The following is a 21496-nucleotide window of genomic DNA, read 5'->3' as shown; positions in this document are numbered from 1 at the left end:
ACGAGGAATGATCACAACACGTCAGTTCGAGTGGTTTTTCGTAATGAAATGAAGAAAAATTGTATCGAGAACAGCTTAGAAATTCATAGTACTTCTCGATACAACAAATCAGAGATTTGCCACTCGAAGTGACGTTTTTAATAATCTAAATCGATACCTAAAGTGATTCTAAAAGCAAAGCGCGTCTAAAATTCTAAGAGGCAACGCCAAATCTAACAGCGTCAGCGATTCTAAACCTCTTCCATCTGAGTCAAAATCTCTTCCAACTTACGTACATGCACACCATACAATTTATCTGCCCATTTCACAGTAATATAATAAATAACAACTCCAGAAAGTAAATATCCTAAAATCACTAGCAGCAACGTACTTGTAGACATTTGCAGTAAAAACCATTCTGTAAAACGATCTTCTCCAAATTTTACCGCGCCCATAAAAATAGCTGTTACCGAAACAGGTAATAACAAGGAACCTGCAATAATTCCGGTTTTATAGACTTCCATCGTGAGTTTGATATCGTGAATAAAGTTTAAAATCGTTTCTTTCGTTTGCTGTCCCACACTAGAAGTTCTGCGTAAAAACCAAATCATTTTCGCTAAATATCCCAAAGTCATTAAACTTGTAATGAACATAAAAATAAAATATACGGCACGTGGCAATTCATACATTTCTATTAAAAATGGATAGGTGAAAAAGATGACAATTCCAGCAAGTTGTATGGCAATTTCTCCTTTCATCGTTTTGCGAATCTTGGCAATTGGCATCTGACTTTCCTTTAAGTTTTCTAAACTTGTTGGCAACTGCAAATCATCTTGATTTTCGTTATCCATAAGTTCTTTTATTTTATCAAAATCCATGATTCTGTGTTTTTATAATTTCTTTTAATTTTTTCTTTGTTCTGTTGAGCTTTACGCGAACATTTACAGGTGACATTCCTAAATTTTTGGCAATTTCTTCTCCCGAAAACCCTTCGATAAACTGGAAAATCAAGGCTTTTTCAATTTTGTTTAATTCTTGAACAGCTTTGTAAAAAGTGGCAAGTTGTTGTTCTTTTTCGTCTGAATAATCTTCTTGAACCAATTGCACATGTGCAGGCATTTCATAACCATCAGGCTTTCGTTTTTCTTTCTTAAAAAATACAATGGCAGTATTTAAAGCAACCCGATACATCCAGCTTGAAAATTGACTTTTTCCATTGAACGATTGCAATGATTTCCAAAGTTGTAAAATAATTTCTTGCACCAAATCTTCACGGTCGCTCGCATCTTCAAAGTAGATCCGAGAAACCTTGTGAATAATGCCTTTGTGTGTGGCAATTTTGCTAAGAAATTCTTGTTCTGTGAGTTTCAATGAATCGAGCTTTAAAATACAGGCGTAATTGTATATCCTTGTTTGCGTAATAATGAAATAACGCCGTTTTCTCCAGGCAAATGTGCTGCGCCGACGGCAAATAAATTCGATTGTTGTTTCATCATTTCTGGCATTAGTTTGGACCAATTTGTATTGCGAACTGTCAACATCCAATATGCTGCATTTTTATTAAAAAAACGCTCGTCGTTCATGCCGTCATATAGTTTTTGAAGTTCTTCTTTTTTGTAAAACATCACCATTTCTTCTAACGCCGTTTTATAGGCTTCAAACAGCTCAATTTGTTTCCATAAAAAGTCTTTTGGATACGCTTTCGCGAAAAAATCTAATTGACCATCTAGCGTTTCTAATCCTGCTACTTTTTTGTTATTTGCTTTCGCTATGCTTGTCAATTCTACTTCATACATTTTCTTTATAGGACAGCTGTAACTTTGCTGAATCAACAAGGTATACACCGTCATTAAGGTATAATTATTCACCATTTTCAGTGACATATTCAATTCCTTTTTCAATAAATTGTCTAAATAGGTTTGTTGTGCTTTTGATAATTCTTCCGTCAGTTTTCCGCCAGACATCATCTTTTGTTGCACTGCCATTAAAGCTTTCGTGTCCGACATGTCTACTTCCAACACCAAACGTTCAGTTTCGTTGAAGGCTTTGGTTACTTTTTCGGGAATGGTAAAATCGTCTTTACATAAAATATGAACTGTTCCCAGAAGGTAGGAAGGTTTCTCTAAGTTTTCGTGTTCTATTTTCCACAATACGGAATTTTCAAGTTTTGTGTCTTGCGCATTTGCTATAAAGCTGCTTACAATAAAGCAAAGTAATATAATGAGTTGTTGCATGATTTTGTTGTTTATCACAAAAGATATTTTTTCAGCTGAATAGATCTTAGTGTTGAATTAATTTCTATTTGCTCCGTAAGTATCGACTTTGAAAATATGTTACAAAAAAATGAAAACTATTTTATAATTAACTGATTTTTAATATTATAAAAAATAAAATTGTAAAATTACTTCGCAGCAATTACATCAATTTCAATTTTTGCACCAATGGCCAATCCGCCAGCAGCAAAAGTTGTACGTGCAGGTTTGTTTGGAAAGTATTGTACGTACACACTATTGAAATCTTTAAAATCGTTGATATCTGCTAGAATTACCGTGCATTTTACGACACGATCCAGTGAAGAATTGTGTTGCGCCAATACTGCTTTTATATTTTCCAAAGCTTGTTTTGTTTCTGCTTTTATTCCGCCAGGTGCTAAAATTCCTTTAGAATGATCTTTTCCTATTTGACCTGATAAGAAAAGTAAATTTTCCGTTTCTACCGCAGCGCTAAAAGGTGTGTTTTGTCGTTGTGGCAAATGTGATTTATGAAAGGTGATATCACTACTTTTATTAGAATCGTTCGCGGTTTGACAACTACTAAAGCATAGTAAAAACAGTATACAAAGAGAAAGGAAGTTTTTCACAAGATTATTTTTTTGGTTCAACACAAATTTAAGAAATTAAAATAGTATCTTTTTTACATGGAAAAGATACTCGTACTTGGAGGCACGCAATTTATAGGTCGTACTTTAGTTGAACAATTACAAAAATTAAACAAATACGATATTACGTTGTTTAATAGGCAACAAACACAAGCTGATTTGTTTCCACAGCTAAAAAAAATAAAAGGCGATAGAGAAACAGATGACGTCCGTCAAATTGAAAATGGACATTGGGATTATATAATTGACGTATCGTGTTATTATCCTGATTCACTTTCAAACGTATTGAAATCCATTAAAGGAACACTTAAAAAATACATTTTAGTTTCTACGTGTTCGGTATATGATAACGAACATGATCAATCGATATTGAGAGATGAAACTACCAAAATACTTAGTTGTACTGATGCTGAACGAACTGATCGTACAAATGCGTCGTATGGAAATCGCAAAGCGGAATGTGAACGGATTTTAAAACATTCGACTCAAGAATATTTAATGCTGCGTCCATCATTGGTATATGGCGCGTATGATCATACCGATCGTTTTTATTATTGGTTGTATCAAACAAAAAAACACACAGAATTACTACTTCCCGATTTTGGCAAACGCGTATTTTCGTTGACCTACGTGCAAGATCTTGTGCAAACTATTCTAAATGGTATTGAATTGCCTGTGACAGGAATTTATAATGTAATTACGGCTCAGAAAACGTCTATCCAACAAATTGTAAATAGTGCTGCAAAGCATTTGCATACAACTTTTGAAACTGTCAATGCAACACCTGATTTTCTACATCAGCAAGACATTAATCAATGGTTTGATATGCCGTTATGGTTAGATTGTGATTATCATACGTATGACAATACTGCATTGAAAAACGATTTACAAATAGTACCGACAGACTTTGAAGAAAGTGTAAAAGAAACGATTGAATATTATGATGCTCTTGGTTGGAAAGAACCTATTTATGGAATGTCTGAAACAACTCGATTAGCACTTATTGCCAAATTGAATTGTTAACTTTCTATTTTTGATGAGATTCCCACTTTCATCTCGACTGCGCTCGATGTGACACGTGAGAATTAAAAATACTGTCCAATACCAAAGACAATTCCGCGACCTGCATTTTTGGTAACTCCATGTCCGTAATCAATTCGGAAAATAGCATTAAAGATTCGTTTGTGTATAAAACGCAGTCCGACTCCAGGATAGATTCTAAAGTTTTTACTATCGACAAAATCTCCAAAGTCTCCACCAGGATTTCTCCAAGTTCCCGCATCAAGGAATCCGTTTCCTTGCAGAATAAACCATCCTTTTTCGTATAAAGTATAGCGATATTCAGAATTCAATACCATACTTGCCGTTCCACGATCAATGATGTTTCCGACACCACGAATATTTAAGTTGTTGTCCACAGAAAATGGTGCAAACGGACTTGAATTGTTGGAAGCTACACCAAATCGAAAGCGATTTGCCCAGTTTCCTCTTTCGCCCACTCTTTCAAAATATAAAAAGTCACTCCAACCAATAAGGAAGTTGTTTTGAAAGTCATTTGCCGTGGTTACATATTGTAAATACAAGGTGTTTTTGTATCCTTCTACATATTGGTAATCATAGTTTAACGCATCGTATTCATACACAAATTTCAGCATTTGTTTGTCCAACGATAAGCTTTGCGGAATAGCATCTGAAGTAATTCCAGATAAGTAATCATATTCTTCTTTAAAGATGTTGATTCCAAACTGTAAGCGATGTCTGAAGTTGATTTGATAGAGCGCTAATACTTCAAATGATGTATTGCTATATTTATAGTTTGCCGATCCACCATCAAAGAAAAGCGGTTCTTCACTCGTCCAGTTTTGGTGATTGATGGCGACTCCAAAATTCCGCGTAAACAAGTTCGGTGCGCGCAAATTGATTCCGTATGAGTCAAATCCGTTGTTTTGGTAAAATCCGCCAAAAGCGATATTTCTTCCCAAAAAATTATAATCATACAATCCAACTTTATACGCTACTTGCTCATTCGTTGTGGTCCAAAGATTGACATTTGGAATGAGTGTAAAGTTTTCTTCAATATTGAAATATACATTGTATAAGTTATCATGCGAGTAAAATACTTGGTAATACGCATGCGAAACACCAGCCAAACGCTTTAATAGAATAACATCATTCTCCAGCTGTAGTGAATCTAAAGCGTCACCATTTCTGACACTAATGTAATTTTTTAAGAAACCGACTTTGTTCTTTTTTTGTCCTTGAAATTTTACATCATAGACAATTTTTTCTTGTGCAATTCCATAAAATGCAATTAAAAGAAACGCGAAAAGGAGGATATTTTTTTTCATAGCTATTCAGCCACAAAGATACTTTGAATAACTGTATTTACCCAATTATCTTCGCTGACGTCCATTAAGGTAAATTTATACGAATTGTTAACGGTCAATTCAAGTGGCGTTTCCGTTGTGATGTTTAAAACCACATTGGACGTATCATAGTATTGAAATTGATTTTCATACGTGTAGGTTCCTGAAAGCAAGCCATAATCAATAGTAGAAAGTACTTGAAAATAAATAGCATTATCTCCGTTAGCGTTGTGTTCCCACATAAATCTTGGCATTTGAGAAACTTGTTGATTTATAGTAACCTCATCGTTCCAAACAGTTGGTTTTGAATTGTTTTTAGTACGAATTGGATTTGAAATTTTCACTTCTCCATTCAATTCAAACGTAACAATCACCCATTGATCTTGAGCAAAAGGTCTTGTAAATTGATAGATGAATCCATCAAAAAGTGCCGTAGAATTGATCGCTAATTCGTTGTAACTTGTATAATCGTCTTTATCAACATTGGTTGTATTTGTCTCAAAAAACCGAACATTCGTTGCGCCTTCTTCTAGATAATAAAAAACATGTACAACAGCGTCATCGTTAACATCACTTGCTGCACAAGCAATCACGGCACCAGTTTCTATAGTACGATTTGCAATCATATCAGACAACTTGGTGGTGTTTTGTATATTGATTGCCGCTAATGTATCATCTGATTGACAAGATACTATGGCAAAAAACAGTGTGCAGTATATGATTATTTTGAAACGATTCATCAGTATTTTTATCGATGTGCTTTATAATGTTCTCGCAAGACTTCTTCTGCGGGTTTGTTTTGTGGCGTAAATTGGTGATCTTCCAATCCGCCCGATCTTTCATAGTTGTGAAACCATTTCCAGATAAATCCGCCAGCAAACCATTCTTCTTTCCAAAACTCGTTAAACAAGGCTTGCAATGCGATTTCTTGTGCTTTTAAATTGAGTACTTTTCCTTTTCTGCTAGAATCCCAAGGTTCTTTCCCTGTGTAATCCATGCTTCGGTAACCGTATTCCGTAAAAACTACTTTTCGATCTAGTTTTTTGGACAAATCCACAATCTTCTTTTTGTGTGGTTGCCAACCTTTTTGCAAGGTTTCTAATGAAGGTGTTTTGTCTTCACTCAATGGAAAATAAGCATCAATTCCAATAAAATCTAAGCCTTTCCAAAATGGTACTTTGTCAAAAGAATCCCAGTTTTCTGCGTAGGTTAGTTTTCCTTTGTATACTTTTTTCACTTTCGTGATGAGTTGTTTCCAAAATTCAGGTCGTGCCGCTACAAACTTGTGCAATTCCGTTCCTATACAATATACTTCAGCTTTAATTTCTTGTGCTAGATTTGCATATTCAAGGATAAAACTTTCATACGAAGCTTCAAACGCTTTCCAATCTGCCTCAGATTCCATTTCAATAAAACCTGTAAACTCACCATTCCAAACCCAAATTTGCGGTTTGATCATGATTTTGATATTGTTTTTTTGCAGTAATTCTGAATATTGTTTGGCTCCTTTTCGAGTTTCGCCAAACCATTGTCTGTCTGTATTGTGAATGACTTCTGTTGCAGATAACTTTCGCAAAAAGCCAAAAGGCATAATGGCGGCATAGTTTGCATTCACTTTAATGACAGGATCAATATTGGTTTGATCAATAGCTTGCGGTGCAGCTACAAAACTTACACCATTCATTTTTTGTGTTTGACTTGTACATGAAAATTGCAACAAGGCAAAAAAGATACAAAGGAGTCTAAATTTCATCAATGATTTTTTTAGACTCCTAAAATACTATATTTCCTAAAACAGTGCTCTTAAACCTATGCTAAAAGTTTGTCCAAGTCCTTGGAAGTTGTTTCCACGTACAAACTTGTCAAAAGAAGCTTCTATGTTTAATACGTCTGTCAATTGGTATTTTGTTCCAATTCCAACAGAAGTTGAATTTTGTCCAAAGTTATTTCCTAAATCAATTAAGAATGCTTGCTTTGTATTTACATATACTGTTGATTCTGCTGATGGGAAGTAGCTTAAAAATACAGCTAATGGTAAGAATAAACTATTGTTTGCAAAACGTTCACCTACATTTGAATCATTTGGATTTGCGTCTTCTGATTTTTCTCCAAAGTTGAATCCGAAATCAGCTTGTGTAAATAACTGCCATTTATCTTGTCCGAATGTTTTATCGTAGAAGAATTTTGTTTCCCAAAATATACTTCTCTTATCTAAATATGGAGCGTTTGCTTTGTCTTTAAAAATTGGCAAATAGATAGAACTCGTAAATGAGAAGTTTGAGATGTTTTTAAACGGTTGCACACGAATCGAAGGCGCAATTGTAGTTAATCCGCTTCTTGACGTTGCATCGTCTCTAAAGTTAAATACATCTAAAGCACCTGCACCACCAAACGTATTGGAACGTACTTGGAAAATGAATCCGATGTTGATACGACGATTATCGCTAATTCCTGTATAAATTTCTGTAGTATTTGTAAAAAATGTTTCTCTTGGAATTGTTACAGAAGTACTTCCTTCATCTGTTCTTTCTGTTTGTGTATAAATACTATTGAAGAACTTAATATCCCATTGTCCTTTACGTAATAATTTTGACGGCGTAAATTCCTGAATGTTTGTTAAATCGTCTGATGTGTCTTCATCTTGATCATCGTCTTGGGCAAAAGAGAAGCTTACAAAAAGTAGGGCGAATAGGGTTAAGAATAAGTTTTTAGTGTTCATTTTAATTTAATTTAGTATTGTAATTAGTTATTTTTTGGCTGTTAGCTTTTTGCTCTTAGCCTTTAGTTTTTATTTTTTGTGTATTAGTCTGTTTGTTTTCTTAATTTCAATTGAAAACACTTTTACATTTATAATTTTGAGTTTTACATTTTAAATTTAATTTCTCAACTTTCTGTCACGAATTCACGAATATTTTTGTTTGTGTATTTGTTCTTTCATTTTCAAAATATTCTCGACTGCGCTCGAATTGACAATCTTAATTCTATAGTTTTCTAAAACGTCACTTCGAGTGATTTTCGCTAGAAAATTGTATCGAGAAGTACTTGCTAATTCTAAATTTAAAATATAACATTCAGTATTTCAAAAATTACTTCGTTTGATTCAATTTCCAATTATAAGGATAGTAACTGATTTTAGATTTCTCTGCGATTTTTTCCTCTCTGTATTTATTGATAAAGTCGATTTCATTTCCGTTTTGTGTAAAGTCTTCTTTGTACCATTTCATGATTTCAGAAAGTTGTACGCGTTTTTTACGTGCATTTACTTTGATAAAACTGTCACTATTTAAAGCAATTCGTGTTTGCCTATCTAATTGATTGTCTAATGTATTAGGCAAATATGCTTCTGAAATAATTGGAGGACAACCTAAACCTGCACAGACCAATACAAAGTGAAAACGAGCATCATTAAACTGTCCGCGTAACAATTTGTGTTCTATATCGTTCAGTGTAATCTTCTTTCCTCCTACAGAATGTTTTGTTTTGTCGAAGAATCCTTTGATATCTAGTGGTGATTTTACAGGATATTTTTTAATAATTCCTTTAATTACAGATAAGTTGTAGATGTTAATCCAAAAAGCTTGGTACGTATTGGCATCGCTTTTATCGACTGTTATACTATTGGTAGAAGCCAGAATTTTTTCCAATTCAGCAGGATTCTTTTTAATAGCTTTATAATTTACGCGTCCATTTGTTACATGTGCTTTAAAAAATGCATCAGATGACTTAAAGAAAGCGTCTGTATTTTGAGCAAATCCAATGGTGCTCATAAATAATACAATTAGTGTGATGATTTTATAGTTCATAGCAATTTTTTTCAATATTAATTTCATTTTGTAATGGTGGATAAGTCCGCAAAAAAGTGAGGAACTTACAAACTTTCAAAAAAAAGTTTTCATTTCGTATCAATTTGATTTTCAAGCGCCAAACCAGTTGTTATTTTTTAAAAATCCTTACAAAAAACTTTTAATTTATAATTATTCTAAATTCTTAATCTTGTTTAAGTTCTTAACTTTAACATCGACAGAATTCCCGACACGAGTCAATTCCTACTCATATTTAGGAACTTAATAACCAATCAACATTTTATGGAACATATTGTAATCATAGGTAATGGAATTTCAGGAGTTACAGCTGCCAGACATATTCGAAAGCTTTCCGACAAAAGAATTACCATTATCTCAGCTGAAACAGAATATTTTTTCTCGCGTACTGCATTAATGTATGTATACATGGGACATATGAAGTTTGAGCACACACAACCTTACGAAAATTGGTTTTGGAAAAAGAATCGCATCGAACTTAAAAAAGGGTTTGTATCACAAGTCAAAGACGCTTCTAAAGAATTGGTTTTTGCAAGTGGAGAAACTATGAAATACGATAAACTCATCATCGCTACAGGCTCAAAACCGAACAAATTTGGTTGGCCAGGACAAGATTTAGATGGTGTTATGGGAATGTATCACAGACAAGATTTAGAAAATTTAGAAAAATACGCACCTAATAATAAAGTATGTAAACGTGCTGTCATTGTTGGCGGCGGACTTATCGGAATTGAATTGGCAGAAATGCTCCAAAGTCGCGATATTCCAGTAACGTTTTTAGTACGCGAAACTAGTTTTTGGAATGGCGTATTGCCTGCGGGCGAATCTGCTATGATTAATGAACATATTAAAGAACATCATATAGATTTGCGTTTAGGTGTGAATCTACAAGAAATCAAAGCAGACGAAAACGGAAAAGTAAAATCGATCATCATCAAAGAAACTGGAGAAGAAATTGAATGCACCGTTGTTGGACTCACTGCAGGAGTTTCGCCAAATGTAGATTTCTTAAAAGACTCCAATATTGAACTCGGACGCGGTGTAAAGGTTAATAGAAAACTAGAAACTAATATTAAAGATATTTATGCAATTGGCGATTGTGCCGAACAACACGAACCTATTGGACAACGCAGACCTATTGAAGCCGTTTGGTATACAGGTCGTATGATGGGCGAAACCTTGGCACAAACTTTATGTGGAAATCCAAGAGATTACAATCCGGGACATTGGTTCAATTCTGCAAAATTTTTAGACATTGAATACCAAACTTATGGTTGGGTTTTTGGTGAGCGTGGACGACCAGCATACGAACAACATTTTCATTGGAAACATCCTGAGAAACATATTTGTATCACCATTGCATTTCACAAAGAATCGAAGTTATTCTTAGGAATCAACACCTTTGGAATTCGCATGCGTCATCATGCTTTTGATAAATGGCTCACTGAAGAACGTTCTGTAGAATATGTTTTAGAACACTTAGCAGACGCCAATTTTGATCCTGAATTCTACAAACTACACGAAAAAACAATCGTAGCACAATTCAATCAAGAACACAACACTAACATCCAACTCAAAAAGAGAAGTTGGAAACGTATTTTTCAATTCTCTTAATTAAAACTCAGATGAAAACATTACAAAACATAGGAATAAGCCTATTACTAATAGGATTAGCCATTTTCACCATATTGCCGTTTATTGGCTCTTACAATCTTAGTGCTGAAAAATTTGATGAAATCGTTCAAAATAAAGGCATTAAAAGCGAACTTTTTATTGCAGATGTAAAGAATAGTACCGTAGGTAAAGAGATTACCAATCCTTTTACGTTCTCTTCAAACTTAATAAATGCGATTGCTACTTCTAATGAAACACACAAACAAAACAATGAGTGGGACAAAGTTATTTGGGACAAACCTCATAGTTTTTCGTATGCAATTGCGAAAGATGTAGGTTCTGGACCTGTACGAGAAAACAAAGGATTATTTTGGTTTTTAACCTTTGGATTAGGAATTATTGGAGCACTGATGTTTATCATTCCTGAGCTGTATCGCAAACCTATTCCTGGTATTAAAAACAATGGCGTCTGGCTTAATCCATCTACAAATAGAGGTTGGATTGCTTGGTTTGCCTTTATATTTTTAGTTGGATTTTATGTTCTTCTCTACTTTTTCCCGGATTATATTGTCAATTGGACATATTTGGTAGATCCAATAAGTGAAAGTATTAGCGGAAATGCTGCGAGCCAATGGTTTTTATACGGTTTCCTATACTGTGTAGTGATGACTGTGATGGCAATTCGTATGTACATTAAATATCGTCATAACAAATATCAAATGTTACGAACGACTTCTGTATTATTCTTTCAAATTGTATTTGCGTTTTTAATTCCAGAAATTTTAGTAAGCTTTGAAAAGCCTTGGTACGATTTTAAAAATGCGTTTCCTTTAGATTATGACTTTTTCTTTCAGTGGAATATCAATGATTTGATCGCTAATGGCGGATTTGGACTCTTCATTTTGGTATGGGGAATTTTACTAACGATCGTTGTTGTGCCTGTGATGGTATATTTCTTTGGAAAACGCTGGTATTGTTCGTGGGTTTGCGGATGTGGAGGATTAGCGGAAACATTAGGTGATCCATATAGACAATTATCTGACAAATCTTTACGATCATGGAAAGTTGAACGTTGGTTGATTCATGGAGTATTGGTTTTTGCAGTGGTCATGACAGGAATAACTTTATATGCCTTCTTCACTGGAGCTGATGCTGTATTGGGCATTAAAACACAAACCATTCAAGATACGTATGGATTTTTGATCGGATCAATCTTTGCAGGAGTTATTGGAACTGGATTTTATCCAATTTTTGGAAATAGAGTTTGGTGTCGCTTTGGTTGTCCATTAGCAGCATATTTAGGAATTGTACAACGTTTTAAGTCTAAGTTTAGAATTACGACTAATGGAGGACAATGTATTTCATGCGGAAACTGTTCTACATATTGTGAACAAGGAATTGACGTTCGTGCGTATGCGCAAAAAGGACAAAACATTGTGCGTTCATCTTGTGTAGGTTGCGGAATTTGTAGTGCCGTTTGTCCAAGAGGAGTTTTAAAATTAGAAAATGGATCAGATGATGGAGCAACACGTCACGAAATTCCAGAAGTAATTTTAGGAAACGACGTGAATTTATTTGATATGTTAGAGGAGAATAAATAAGATTTGAGAAGTTAGTATTGAGTATTGAGACTTGTATGTGATCTTCGATAGAAAATTTTAAATGCTAAATTTTGAATGTTAAATGTATTTCTTAGGTAATTCAGTAACTCATTTAACATCTATAATTTAAAATATAACATAAAAACTAAACGTCAGTTCGAGTGGTTTTTCGTAATGAAATGAAGAAAAATTGTCCTTCGACAAACTCATCAGAACTATCGAGAACAGCTCGGAAACTAAAAAATTTAAATGTTGAATGTATTTCTTAGGTAATTCAGTAACTCATTTAACATCTATAATTTAAAATATAACATAAAAAACAGTCAGAAGCCAAAAGCTATACATCATGAAACATCTATTAATCATTATCTGTTTGAGTGTTACATTCAGCGTAAGCGCACAAAAAGAATATCAAAAAAGTTATTACGATAATGGACAACTTAAAGAAGAAGGTTGGACCAGAAAAGGCGTAAAAACTAAATATTGGAAATTCTATTATGAAAGTGGAAGTCTTCAAAAAGAAGGCAGCTTTAAAAATGGCAAACCCGCAAAATATTGGTACTTTTATCGCGAAAATGGCGCAAAGAAAAGCGAAGGACATTACGTAAAAGGCAAAAAGAGTAAATGGTGGCTTTTTTATGATCAAAATGAAAAGATAGACCATAAGTGCCAGTTGAAGAATAATCAAAAAAACGGATATTGCCTGCGCTATAAAGATGAAGAATTGATTCGTGCTGAGAAATACGAAAATGGTAAGAAGATTGGCGAATGGACCGATTTAAAGAGTTTTAAAAAAGAAAATAGCGTTTGGGATTTACAGTGATGTTGGGTCTTGGGTCTTGGGTCTTGGTAAACGTAAATCAAATAAAACTCAAAACGTCAGTTCGAGTGGTTTTTCGTAGTGAAATGAAGAAAAATTGTATCGAGAACAACTTGGAAACTAAAAATTATAAATACTAAATTTTAAATGTTGAATGTATTTCCCATGATAATTTAAAACTCATTGAACATTTACAATTTAAAATACAACATAAAAAAAGCCGAAAGCGATAACACGCCAAAAGCTAAAAAATAAAATATGATTATAAAAGTCATCATTCCTGCATATAATGAAGAAGATTCTATTGCAAATGTAATTCAGGAAATCCCCAAAAATGTTACCGAAGTTATTGTGGTAAGCAATAATTCTACAGACAATACGGAAGTAAATGCTAAAGCAGCAGGAGCTACTGTTTTGAAAGAGCCGAGAAAAGGCTACGGATACGCTTGCCTAAAAGGAATGGAATATATTGCCAATCAAGAAGAAAAGCCAAATATTCTTGTATTTTTGGATGGCGATTATTCGGATTATCCTGAAGAATTGACTAAAATCGTGGCACCAATTATAGAGCAAGATATTGATTTTGTGGTTGGTTCGCGTGTAAAATCGCTTCGAGAAGATGGCTCTATGACTCCGCAACAAGTTTTCGGAAATTGGCTAGCTACTTTTTTGATGAAGTTGTTTTTCAGGGCACGATTTACAGATTTAGGCCCTTTTAGAGCTATTAAGTATGAAAAGCTTTTAGGTTTAAAGATGGAAGATAAAACGTATGGTTGGACCGTAGAAATGCAACTCAAAGCATTGAAACAGAAATTATCGTATGTCGAGGTTCCTGTAAAATATAAAAAGAGAATTGGTGTCTCAAAAGTTTCAGGAACCGTAAAAGGTACTATATTTGCGGGCGTGAAAATTTTAGGTTGGATTTTTAAATACAGTTTTAAATAGATGGGATTTGATGCAGAATTTTTCAAACTAGCACTATCGTTTTTTGTCATGGCAATTTACGGTATCGCTTTGGTTTTGATTTTAATGTATAGTTTGGCACAATTGAACTTATTGATCAATTATTTACGATCAAAAAAGGAAGAAGACAATGCGCCTCGCTTCGATTTGAATAATCCAGATGAAGTTCCGTATGTAACTATTCAGCTTCCTGTGTATAATGAATTGTACGTAATGGAACGCTTGCTGGATAATATTGCATTGATCGATTATCCAAAAGAGAAACTTGAGATTCAAGTATTAGACGATTCTACGGATGAATCTGTGATTTCTACCGCAGCACAAATTAAGAAACTACAAGACATAGGATTGGATATTGTACATATTCGCCGTGAAGATAGATCTGGTTTTAAAGCTGGTGCTCTCAAAGAAGGTTTGGTAGATGCCAAAGGGGAATTCATCGCGATTTTTGATGCAGATTTCCTTCCAAAAGCTGACTGGCTCAAACAAACAATTCCTTTCTTTAAAGATGAAAAAATTGGCGTAGTACAAACCCGTTGGGGACATATTAACCGCGATTATTCATTACTTACTAAAATTCAGGCATTCGCGCTAGACGCACATTTTACGCTCGAACAAGTAGGTCGAAATTCCAAAGGACATTTTATCAACTTTAATGGAACTGCCGGAATTTGGCGTAAAACCTGCATTATTGATGCTGGAAATTGGGAAGGTGATACACTTACCGAAGATTTAGATTTAAGTTACCGCGCACAGTTGAAAAACTGGAAATTCAAATATTTAGAAGATGTAGAAACGCCTGCCGAATTGCCTGTAGTAATTAGTGCTGCACGTTCACAACAATTCCGTTGGAACAAAGGTGGCGCAGAGAATTTCCGCAAAATGGTAAAGCGCGTTATTTTTTCAAAAGACATATCGTTCAAAACCAAAGTTCACGGAATTTTACACTTACTCAACAGTACCATGTTTTTAAATGTATTGATTGTGGGTATTTTAAGTATTCCGATGTTATACATTAAAAACACATATGGACATTTAGAAATTTACTTTACAATTTCTAGTTTCTTTATCATTAGCACGATTATATTTTTTATCTGCTTTTGGTTTCCATTCAAGCGTGTACAAGGTGGCGGATTTCTGAAATTCATTGAATATATACAGATGTTTTTTACTTTCTTTTCGGTTGCCATGGGATTCTCAGTGCACAATTCTGTAGCCGTTTTAGAAGGTCATATGGGAAAACGAAGTGAATTTGTACGTACACCAAAATTCAACATCAAAACCTTGAAAGATTCTTGGAAGAATAATAAATACATTAAAAAGAAAGTTTCTGCAAATACAATTATTGAAGCAATTTTAATGGTGTATTTCTTGTTTGGAATGTACAGCGCGTATCCATTAAATGATTTTGGATTATTTCCTTTTCACTTAATGTTATTCTTAGGTTTTGCCTTTGTATTCTTTAATTCGATTCGTTCAAAAGTGTGATCGCTTCCGCAGAGAAATATCATAGCTTCTCTATTATTCTTGTGCTTATGAGCGCCTTTGTATATTTCTACATTGGCTATCCATTAGTGCGCACGGATGTGACGATTTTAATTACGTTATATGCGATTGGATTTGCTAGTTTTTTCGGATTGATTCAACTTAAAAAAACGAATTTCTTATTCCTTGCGGGAATTGCCATTGCGTTCCGATTGGTATTTTTAGGCAGCATTCCCAATTTGTCACAAGATTTTTACCGCTTTATTTGGGACGGAAGAATGTTGGTAGAAGGCTGGAATCCGTATTTATATTTACCAAACGATTTGATGGCTGCTGGAACGGCACCTATTGCGGAAGCGCAGGAATTATTTAACGGAATGGGTAATTTGAGTGCTTCTCATTATACTAATTATCCGCCAATCAATCAGTTGTGTTTTGCCATTGCAGGATTGTTTGCTGGAAAAAGCATTTTAGGTTCTGTAGTTGTTTTGCGCGTCTTAATCATTTTGGCAGATATTGGAACCTTGTATTTTGGCAAAAAGCTCTTAGAACGTTTAGGATTGTCTGTTCACAATATTTGGTGGTATATTCTCAATCCTTTTATCATTATTGAGCTTACAGGAAATTTACATTTCGAAGGCGTAATGATTTTCTTTGTGGTTTGGAGTTTGTATTTATTACACAAAGGTTCTTGGATTTGGGCAGCTGTTGTGCTAGCCTTGTCAGTTTCTGTAAAATTGATTCCGCTAATTTTTCTCCCGATATTTTTTCAATGGTTTACCAAACATAAAGCTTCTGAATTGTCTCAAAAAACATGGCCAACCATTTGGAAAGGCACTTTGAAATTACTCGCTTTTTATGGAATTGTCATCATTACAATTGTAGTTCTCTTTTTACCTTTTCTATCCAATCAATTCATTGAAAATTACCAAGAAACCGTAGAATTGTGGTTTCAAAATTTCGAATTCAATGCAAGTTTCTACTATATTGCACGTTGGATTGGCTATGAAACCATTGGCTGGAATTTGATCAAAGATATTGGTCGCGTGACGCCAATTATTGTACTTGTTTTTGTTGCAGGAATCAGTCTTTTCAGGAATAATAAAGACTTTCAAAAAACCATTACAGCATTGTTGTTTGGACTTTCCTTCTACTTTTTTACCACAACGACCATGCATCCTTGGTATCTGGCTACTTTACTGATTTTAAGCGTATTTACTAAATATCGATTTACAGTAGTTTGGTCGTTTATGATCATCTTTAGTTATACTGCTTATCAGAATGCAGGATACGCGGAAATCCTCTATTTTGTAGCTTTGGAATATGTTGTTGTTTACGGGTTTTTAATCTATGAATTGTTTTTTCGCAACACAAAAAAAGTGAAAATTCAGACTGCATAATAATTGTTACACATTGATATTCTTCTTAAAAGAGCTTAATTTTTCCGCATTTTTCATTATTTTTATGATTATAACCAATTTATTTACTGATTATGAAAACATTACGTCTCTTACCATTTGCATTTTCGCTGCTGTTTAGCATTTCATTATTTGCTCAAATAGACGGCTCTCCACGACAGTTTGAAAGTACTTCTCAATTATTTCAAGAACTGCGTAAAGTAATTAACTCCAAAGAAAAAACTGCGTATCAAATTGATTGGGACAATGTAAAAGGCAGTCCATATTTGAACGAAAGCTATAAGTTAGGACAGTTTTTTGTCGGTGATAAATCGTATGGAAACGTAATGATGCGTTTTAATACGTATACAGACGAAATTGAATTAATGCCTGTGGATGGAGAAGAAATCGGTGCTTTAATGAAAATTGATGATTCGAGACTTACTTTTGAGAACAAGACTTTAAAGTTACTTTCTTATAAAGATGAAGACGGTTACGAACAGCAAGGGTATTTGTTGGCATTAACCAAGAATAACGACTTACAATTAATGCTTAGAAAAAAATGTGTATTCTCTCCAAATGAGAAAGCATTGACTGCAAACCAAAAGGATAGAGCTGCTAAATTTACGCAATACAACTATTTCTATATTTTGAAAGATGGAAATTTAACAATGATCAGTCCAAAAAAGAAAGATGTATTAAAGATGTTTCCTGATAAGAAAAGTGAAATCAAAGCGTATATAAAGTCTGAAAGATTAAAACTTAAAAAAGAGGGCGATTTCGCAAAATTAATAGACTATATCGCTACTTTATAAATCGAATAGTTACAGTTAAAAAATAGCTTCTTCTAGATTTTACAATAGATTTAGAAGAAGTTATTTTTTGTTTAAATAAGGCCTAAATCCTTCGCGTTGGCAATTAAATGAATGGCATTATTTGCTTTGAAATAAATTTTCAATTTGCTCAATCGTTTTTCAATAGAACTCAAGCTATTCGGAGAAACACTGCGCGCTTTTAAATCTTTTGCAATTTCATCCTGACTCAATCCTTTAGATAATAATTTGAGCAATCCGATGTCGTAATCGTCAATTTCCATATCATTCTTAGGACTTAAAGCGCCACTAATTTTTTGAGACAAATATTGCTCTCCTTTATAGACTTCTTTGATGGCATTGGCAAGCTCTTGCAAGCTTTTTCTTCCTTTACAAACATAGGCATCAATTCCATACTCACTCACTAATCTTCGTACGCGTTGCAATTTATCTTCCACTGAATATACAATGATTTTTAAGTTTGGATGTTCGGATCTTAACTTGGCAATTAACTCTTCTCCCGAATTCAAATTTTGTTCTCTATGATCTTTCACAAATGATAAATCTGTGATCAATAATTCATAAGGCTTTTCATCTTTTCGTGCTCTTTTCGCTTTCAAATCTGCATCGTCACAATATTGCGCATGATCAATGGTGGTAATTTCCATTTCGGAAAGAACTGTTAGGACTCCTGTGTTGATGTCGTCCATATCTTCGGCTATTAAAACTTTGGTAAACATAGGCTATCTATCATACTGGTACATTAATACTAAACTTACAACCTTTCTGTAGTTCTGTATCAAAAGTAAGTTTTCCTTTAATTGCTCGAATACGGTTTTCCGCATTATGTAACCCATTTTTAGAAATTTCTTTTGTAAAGCCTTTCCCATTATCAATGTACTGAATGAACAATTGTTTGTTTTGTTTTTCGATGGAAACCACTACTAATGCGGCATTGCTGTGTTTTTTCATGTTTGTGAGCAATTCTTGCAAAACACGATAGACAGTAACTTTTATGTGAGATGAAATTCCTTTCCAAATTTCAATATCATATCTTTTGAGTAGCACATTTACTTTTTCAGATTGATAACTTCTGAACAAATTACTCAGTTCATCCGCAAATGCTTTGCCTGTTTCTACCGTTTGAATTTGCTTAGAAATATCACGTGCTTGATTATAAATAGTATCCAATTTATCTAAGATAACTTCTTTCTCTGGCGAAGCCGTTTCAAGCTGCGTCATTAATTCATAAAGATCATTTGCTAACTCGTCATGCACTTTTGAGGAAATTCGCGCTTCTGTGACATGTACTGTTTTTAGCTTTTCAATTTTGTGACGACGTTTGATTCGTTGGTAGATGATAGCTGTAGCAACAAGAACCAATAATAATACTAGAGATATAACCAAAAGTTGATTTCTTATTTTTGAAGCTTTATTTTCTGCTATTATAGTATTATTTTCTGCTTTAATTCTTTTATTTTCAGATTTTTCAAAATCAAACTTAGTATTTACAAACCTGCTTTCTATACTATCTTTTTCTTTTGCTACTATTTCTTCTAATACCAAATATCTAGTTATATTTTCTTCACTACCATTAATTTTTATCAATTGTTGATATGCTTCATATAATGATTTTCTATTATCAAGTCTTTCAGCTAGTCCTACGACTTCTTTTAAGTATGATAATGCTAGTTGTTGATTACGTTCTGAATATATTTCTGCCAGTTTCATGTTAATAGATATTAACTCAGAAATATGATTACCTTTTTTAAAAACAGGCAATGCTTTTTTTAGAAGTGAATCTGATCGCTTAGTATATCCATATTTAAGAAACAGTGTATGTGCTAAATTACTATTGATTCTTGCCTTTTTGGTTTCTGTTAATTTATTCGAACTATCATTCAATAAAAATTCATAAATTTTTATAGCTTTTTCATAATCTCCTTTTTCTTTAAGGATATTAGCGCGTGTATTATTATAAGTTCCAACTAAAACAGGATTTCTAATTGCTAATGAATCTACTATCAAAGCTAGCGCTTGATTAATTCTTTTTTCAGCAATTAATAAGTCTCCTTGTTCTTTTGCAGATACAGCAATGTTATAATATAATTTGCTTGTAACTCTTTTATGCGAAGTATTTTCAACATACTTCAATCCTTCTATGCAATACAATTGGCTTAATCCAAAATTCCCTTTCTTTTTCTCAAGATTTGAAATATCTAATAATTTACTTGCTGCTTGTAAACTATCCTTTATTTTCAAGTATAAATTTTTCGAATCTATAAAATCTTTATATGCCAAACTAAAACTATCAATTGCTCTGTAAGTCCAACCTCTCTTATAAATTGCTTTTGCCATATTCAAAGTATCGTTGGTTTCTTCTGCAAATTCATACAGTTTTTCACTGTAATATATTGCGGAATCATATGTTTTGTTAAGCCGATGATCTAAAGAAAGTCTATTATAGGCATCTTTTATCGAAGGAGTGGAATTCTCATCTTTTGCATGATAAAGCATTTTTTGTGCATAAAAAACAGCACTATCATATTTTTTTTCCAGCTCTTTTTGATAGGCTTTATTTTCTAAATCAAATACTTTTTTTGATTTTTTTGGAAGTTGAACTTTGTTAGTTTCACAGCTATTATAGAGTACTATAAATACTATAACTAAAAAGAAGGATGTCACTGATAGTAGTTTCATCCTTCTAAAATAGTAAAAATATAATTACAATATTGTTTAATTTCCTTTTGGTTTTTCACTACCTCCCTCTTCGGAAACTTCTTCATCTTCTCCTTCCGTGGCTTGTTGTTCAAATTGTATTTCTTCTTCGGCAATTGAGTTAGGTGTACAAGAAAATAATGCGCAATTGAGGAAAACCGTAAGTATTATTAAGCTGAATTTTTTCATTTTGTTAGTGTTTAAAAATTGGACATAGGTGTTGCCGTCCGAGGAATACTCAGTGTAGTCTTGGTGTAGCAACACAGCGAAATAGAAATGGCGCCGATTTCTTGTGTTTTGGGAAGTGAAGAGACAATTACAAAGAACATAGCTACTTCCGGGAGCTACCTTTTTTGCTTCTTATCTCAAGAATAAACTGAGTTAAATGCAGTAGATCTAATTTGATTTATATCTCAGTTTTTAGAAATATTTCTGTAACAAAGAAACTGAGGTTTTGAATGAATGAGTGGAAAGTTTAAGGAAGAGTCTCGGAAAGTCTGAAGAAATTAGTTTCCCCATTTTTTATCGAATTTTTAAACGCTTTTACAATGAAGAAGAAACCTAAAACTACAAGTCATGCATAAAGAGTTAGTATTAAGTGCTTTTGAAAAAGCAAAGAAAGAAGTAAAAGAAGCCACGGGAGTTACCATGTCTATTACTGGACTCTCAAAGAAGATTTCAGATTATATGATGGACGAATGTCGTTTCCAATATCATGAGAAGAGTCTTCGGAATAAGTATAATATTGCGGCAAGTGGAGAAATTGTAGAACTGAAAAGCTCCGTTGCGAATTGTTTATGTAATTATCTTGGATATGAAAATTATGCAGATTTTATCCTCGAAAGAGAAAAAGAAATGAACCCCATAGAAACCGCAGAAGCAGAAATTATAGAAAGTCAACAGATAAGAAAACAGTCATCTATGGGAGAAAAATTGAAGATTGTAATTCAAAAGAATAAAGTGACGTTATTTTTTTAATATTTTCCTTTTTAAAAAATTCAAAAAAGTGACGTATTAAATTTTTAAAATCTTTATGTAGAAG

At 33.5% G+C, this 21496-nt stretch carries 21 protein-coding genes; 9 read left to right on the top strand and 12 right to left on the bottom strand.

What is annotated here, in order from left to right:
- Nucleotides 1-230: 230 nt before the first annotated feature.
- The 4 genes from Q0845_RS26695 to Q0845_RS26680 all read right to left on the bottom strand — a co-directional run bounded on the left by Q0845_RS26695 (nucleotide 231) and on the right by Q0845_RS26680 (nucleotide 2839).
- Nucleotides 231-857, bottom strand: a complete 627-nt coding sequence (locus Q0845_RS26695) for a hypothetical protein (RefSeq protein WP_298520810.1) — start codon at nucleotides 855-857, stop codon at nucleotides 231-233.
- The gene (locus Q0845_RS26690; protein ID WP_298520808.1) at nucleotides 847-1350 is read right to left on the bottom strand and encodes an RNA polymerase sigma factor; all 504 of its coding nucleotides are present in this window, start codon (nucleotides 1348-1350) and stop codon (nucleotides 847-849) included. The genes Q0845_RS26695 and Q0845_RS26690 overlap by 11 nt, the downstream gene beginning before the upstream one ends.
- A gap of 11 nt (nucleotides 1351-1361) precedes the next feature.
- On the bottom strand, nucleotides 1362-2213 hold the full coding sequence (locus Q0845_RS26685; RefSeq protein WP_298520805.1) for a TraB/GumN family protein: 852 nt from the start codon (nucleotides 2211-2213) through the stop codon (nucleotides 1362-1364).
- 167 nt (nucleotides 2214-2380) lie between these two features.
- On the bottom strand, nucleotides 2381-2839 hold the full coding sequence (locus tag Q0845_RS26680) for a RidA family protein (protein ID WP_298520803.1): 459 nt from the start codon (nucleotides 2837-2839) through the stop codon (nucleotides 2381-2383).
- Nucleotides 2840-2896: 57 nt separating this feature from the next.
- Here Q0845_RS26680 and Q0845_RS26675 point away from each other — a divergent pair, with 57 nt between their 5' ends.
- Nucleotides 2897-3880: an NAD-dependent epimerase/dehydratase family protein gene (locus Q0845_RS26675; protein ID WP_298520800.1), complete on the top strand. Its 984-nt coding sequence runs from the start codon at nucleotides 2897-2899 to the stop codon at nucleotides 3878-3880.
- 62 nt (nucleotides 3881-3942) lie between these two features.
- On the opposite strand, the gene Q0845_RS26670 is transcribed toward Q0845_RS26675, so the two are convergent.
- The 5 genes from Q0845_RS26670 to Q0845_RS26650 form a co-directional block, all read right to left on the bottom strand.
- The gene (locus Q0845_RS26670) at nucleotides 3943-5205 is read right to left on the bottom strand and encodes an outer membrane protein assembly factor (RefSeq protein WP_298520797.1); all 1263 of its coding nucleotides are present in this window, start codon (nucleotides 5203-5205) and stop codon (nucleotides 3943-3945) included.
- A gap of 2 nt (nucleotides 5206-5207) precedes the next feature.
- Nucleotides 5208-5963 (bottom strand): hypothetical protein, encoded by a 756-nt coding sequence (locus Q0845_RS26665; RefSeq protein ID WP_298520794.1) that lies wholly within the window; start codon nucleotides 5961-5963, stop codon nucleotides 5208-5210.
- A gap of 8 nt (nucleotides 5964-5971) precedes the next feature.
- Nucleotides 5972-6976, bottom strand: a complete 1005-nt coding sequence (locus Q0845_RS26660) for a glycoside hydrolase (protein ID WP_298520792.1) — start codon at nucleotides 6974-6976, stop codon at nucleotides 5972-5974.
- A 36-nt stretch (nucleotides 6977-7012) separates the two neighbouring features.
- Nucleotides 7013-7942 carry a hypothetical protein gene (locus Q0845_RS26655; RefSeq protein ID WP_298520789.1) on the bottom strand — a complete coding sequence of 310 codons (930 nt, stop codon included), beginning with the start codon at nucleotides 7940-7942 and terminating at the stop codon, nucleotides 7013-7015.
- 367 nt (nucleotides 7943-8309) lie between these two features.
- Nucleotides 8310-9026: a DUF547 domain-containing protein gene (locus tag Q0845_RS26650; protein WP_298520786.1), complete on the bottom strand. Its 717-nt coding sequence runs from the start codon at nucleotides 9024-9026 to the stop codon at nucleotides 8310-8312.
- 282 nt (nucleotides 9027-9308) lie between these two features.
- Between Q0845_RS26650 and Q0845_RS26645 the strand changes: the two genes are divergently transcribed.
- From Q0845_RS26645 to Q0845_RS26615, 7 genes are all read left to right on the top strand, one after another.
- The gene (locus tag Q0845_RS26645; protein WP_298520783.1) at nucleotides 9309-10658 is read left to right on the top strand and encodes an FAD/NAD(P)-binding oxidoreductase; all 1350 of its coding nucleotides are present in this window, start codon (nucleotides 9309-9311) and stop codon (nucleotides 10656-10658) included.
- 11 nt (nucleotides 10659-10669) lie between these two features.
- On the top strand, nucleotides 10670-12259 hold the full coding sequence (locus Q0845_RS26640) for a 4Fe-4S binding protein (protein WP_298520780.1): 1590 nt from the start codon (nucleotides 10670-10672) through the stop codon (nucleotides 12257-12259).
- A gap of 346 nt (nucleotides 12260-12605) precedes the next feature.
- Nucleotides 12606-13082, top strand: a complete 477-nt coding sequence (locus Q0845_RS26635; protein ID WP_298520778.1) for a hypothetical protein — start codon at nucleotides 12606-12608, stop codon at nucleotides 13080-13082.
- A 255-nt stretch (nucleotides 13083-13337) separates the two neighbouring features.
- Nucleotides 13338-14024, top strand: coding sequence for a glycosyltransferase family 2 protein (locus tag Q0845_RS26630; RefSeq protein WP_298520775.1), 687 nt, complete (start codon nucleotides 13338-13340; stop codon nucleotides 14022-14024).
- Nucleotides 14025-15530 carry a cellulose synthase family protein gene (locus tag Q0845_RS26625; RefSeq protein WP_298520772.1) on the top strand — a complete coding sequence of 502 codons (1506 nt, stop codon included), beginning with the start codon at nucleotides 14025-14027 and terminating at the stop codon, nucleotides 15528-15530. It abuts the gene before it with no gap.
- Between the two features lie 47 nt (nucleotides 15531-15577).
- Entirely contained in the window at nucleotides 15578-16927 is a 1350-nt protein-coding gene (locus tag Q0845_RS26620; protein ID WP_298520769.1) for a glycosyltransferase 87 family protein, read from the top strand.
- A 92-nt stretch (nucleotides 16928-17019) separates the two neighbouring features.
- The gene (locus Q0845_RS26615) at nucleotides 17020-17739 is read left to right on the top strand and encodes a hypothetical protein (protein ID WP_298520766.1); all 720 of its coding nucleotides are present in this window, start codon (nucleotides 17020-17022) and stop codon (nucleotides 17737-17739) included.
- A 71-nt stretch (nucleotides 17740-17810) separates the two neighbouring features.
- On the opposite strand, the gene Q0845_RS26610 is transcribed toward Q0845_RS26615, so the two are convergent.
- The 3 genes from Q0845_RS26610 to Q0845_RS26600 are packed head-to-tail and all read right to left on the bottom strand — an operon-like array spanning nucleotide 17811 to nucleotide 20643.
- On the bottom strand, nucleotides 17811-18476 hold the full coding sequence (locus tag Q0845_RS26610) for a response regulator (RefSeq protein ID WP_298520763.1): 666 nt from the start codon (nucleotides 18474-18476) through the stop codon (nucleotides 17811-17813).
- 10 nt (nucleotides 18477-18486) lie between these two features.
- Nucleotides 18487-20436, bottom strand: a complete 1950-nt coding sequence (locus tag Q0845_RS26605; protein ID WP_298520760.1) for a tetratricopeptide repeat-containing sensor histidine kinase — start codon at nucleotides 20434-20436, stop codon at nucleotides 18487-18489.
- A 36-nt stretch (nucleotides 20437-20472) separates the two neighbouring features.
- On the bottom strand, nucleotides 20473-20643 hold the full coding sequence (locus tag Q0845_RS26600) for a hypothetical protein (protein WP_298520757.1): 171 nt from the start codon (nucleotides 20641-20643) through the stop codon (nucleotides 20473-20475).
- Nucleotides 20644-21030: 387 nt separating this feature from the next.
- Between Q0845_RS26600 and Q0845_RS26595 the strand changes: the two genes are divergently transcribed.
- Nucleotides 21031-21432 carry a hypothetical protein gene (locus tag Q0845_RS26595; RefSeq protein WP_298520755.1) on the top strand — a complete coding sequence of 134 codons (402 nt, stop codon included), beginning with the start codon at nucleotides 21031-21033 and terminating at the stop codon, nucleotides 21430-21432.
- Nucleotides 21433-21496: the final 64 nt, after the last annotated feature.

The organism is uncultured Kordia sp. (assembly GCF_947489565.1).
In the GTDB taxonomy this organism is placed as follows: domain Bacteria; phylum Bacteroidota; class Bacteroidia; order Flavobacteriales; family Flavobacteriaceae; genus Kordia.
Note: the sequence above shows the minus strand (reverse complement) of the source record. Positions and strands in the feature narration are given on the sequence as shown.

Coding starts and splice junctions, on each gene's coding strand:
- Q0845_RS26695 (WP_298520810.1), bottom strand. CDS start 857: ATGGATTTTGATAAAATAAAAGAACTTATGGATAACGAAAATCAAGAT.
- Q0845_RS26685 (WP_298520805.1), bottom strand. CDS start 2,213: ATGCAACAACTCATTATATTACTTTGCTTTATTGTAAGCAGCTTTATA.
- Q0845_RS26675 (WP_298520800.1), top strand. CDS start 2,897: ATGGAAAAGATACTCGTACTTGGAGGCACGCAATTTATAGGTCGTACT.
- Q0845_RS26670 (WP_298520797.1), bottom strand. CDS start 5,205: ATGAAAAAAAATATCCTCCTTTTCGCGTTTCTTTTAATTGCATTTTAT.
- Q0845_RS26665 (WP_298520794.1), bottom strand. CDS start 5,963: ATGAATCGTTTCAAAATAATCATATACTGCACACTGTTTTTTGCCATA.
- Q0845_RS26660 (WP_298520792.1), bottom strand. CDS start 6,976: ATGAAATTTAGACTCCTTTGTATCTTTTTTGCCTTGTTGCAATTTTCA.
- Q0845_RS26655 (WP_298520789.1), bottom strand. CDS start 7,942: ATGAACACTAAAAACTTATTCTTAACCCTATTCGCCCTACTTTTTGTA.
- Q0845_RS26650 (WP_298520786.1), bottom strand. CDS start 9,026: ATGAACTATAAAATCATCACACTAATTGTATTATTTATGAGCACCATT.
- Q0845_RS26645 (WP_298520783.1), top strand. CDS start 9,309: ATGGAACATATTGTAATCATAGGTAATGGAATTTCAGGAGTTACAGCT.
- Q0845_RS26640 (WP_298520780.1), top strand. CDS start 10,670: ATGAAAACATTACAAAACATAGGAATAAGCCTATTACTAATAGGATTA.
- Q0845_RS26635 (WP_298520778.1), top strand. CDS start 12,606: ATGAAACATCTATTAATCATTATCTGTTTGAGTGTTACATTCAGCGTA.
- Q0845_RS26630 (WP_298520775.1), top strand. CDS start 13,338: ATGATTATAAAAGTCATCATTCCTGCATATAATGAAGAAGATTCTATT.
- Q0845_RS26625 (WP_298520772.1), top strand. CDS start 14,025: ATGGGATTTGATGCAGAATTTTTCAAACTAGCACTATCGTTTTTTGTC.
- Q0845_RS26620 (WP_298520769.1), top strand. CDS start 15,578: ATGAGCGCCTTTGTATATTTCTACATTGGCTATCCATTAGTGCGCACG.
- Q0845_RS26615 (WP_298520766.1), top strand. CDS start 17,020: ATGAAAACATTACGTCTCTTACCATTTGCATTTTCGCTGCTGTTTAGC.
- Q0845_RS26610 (WP_298520763.1), bottom strand. CDS start 18,476: ATGTTTACCAAAGTTTTAATAGCCGAAGATATGGACGACATCAACACA.
- Q0845_RS26605 (WP_298520760.1), bottom strand. CDS start 20,436: ATGAAACTACTATCAGTGACATCCTTCTTTTTAGTTATAGTATTTATA.
- Q0845_RS26600 (WP_298520757.1), bottom strand. CDS start 20,643: ATGAAAAAATTCAGCTTAATAATACTTACGGTTTTCCTCAATTGCGCA.
- Q0845_RS26595 (WP_298520755.1), top strand. CDS start 21,031: ATGCATAAAGAGTTAGTATTAAGTGCTTTTGAAAAAGCAAAGAAAGAA.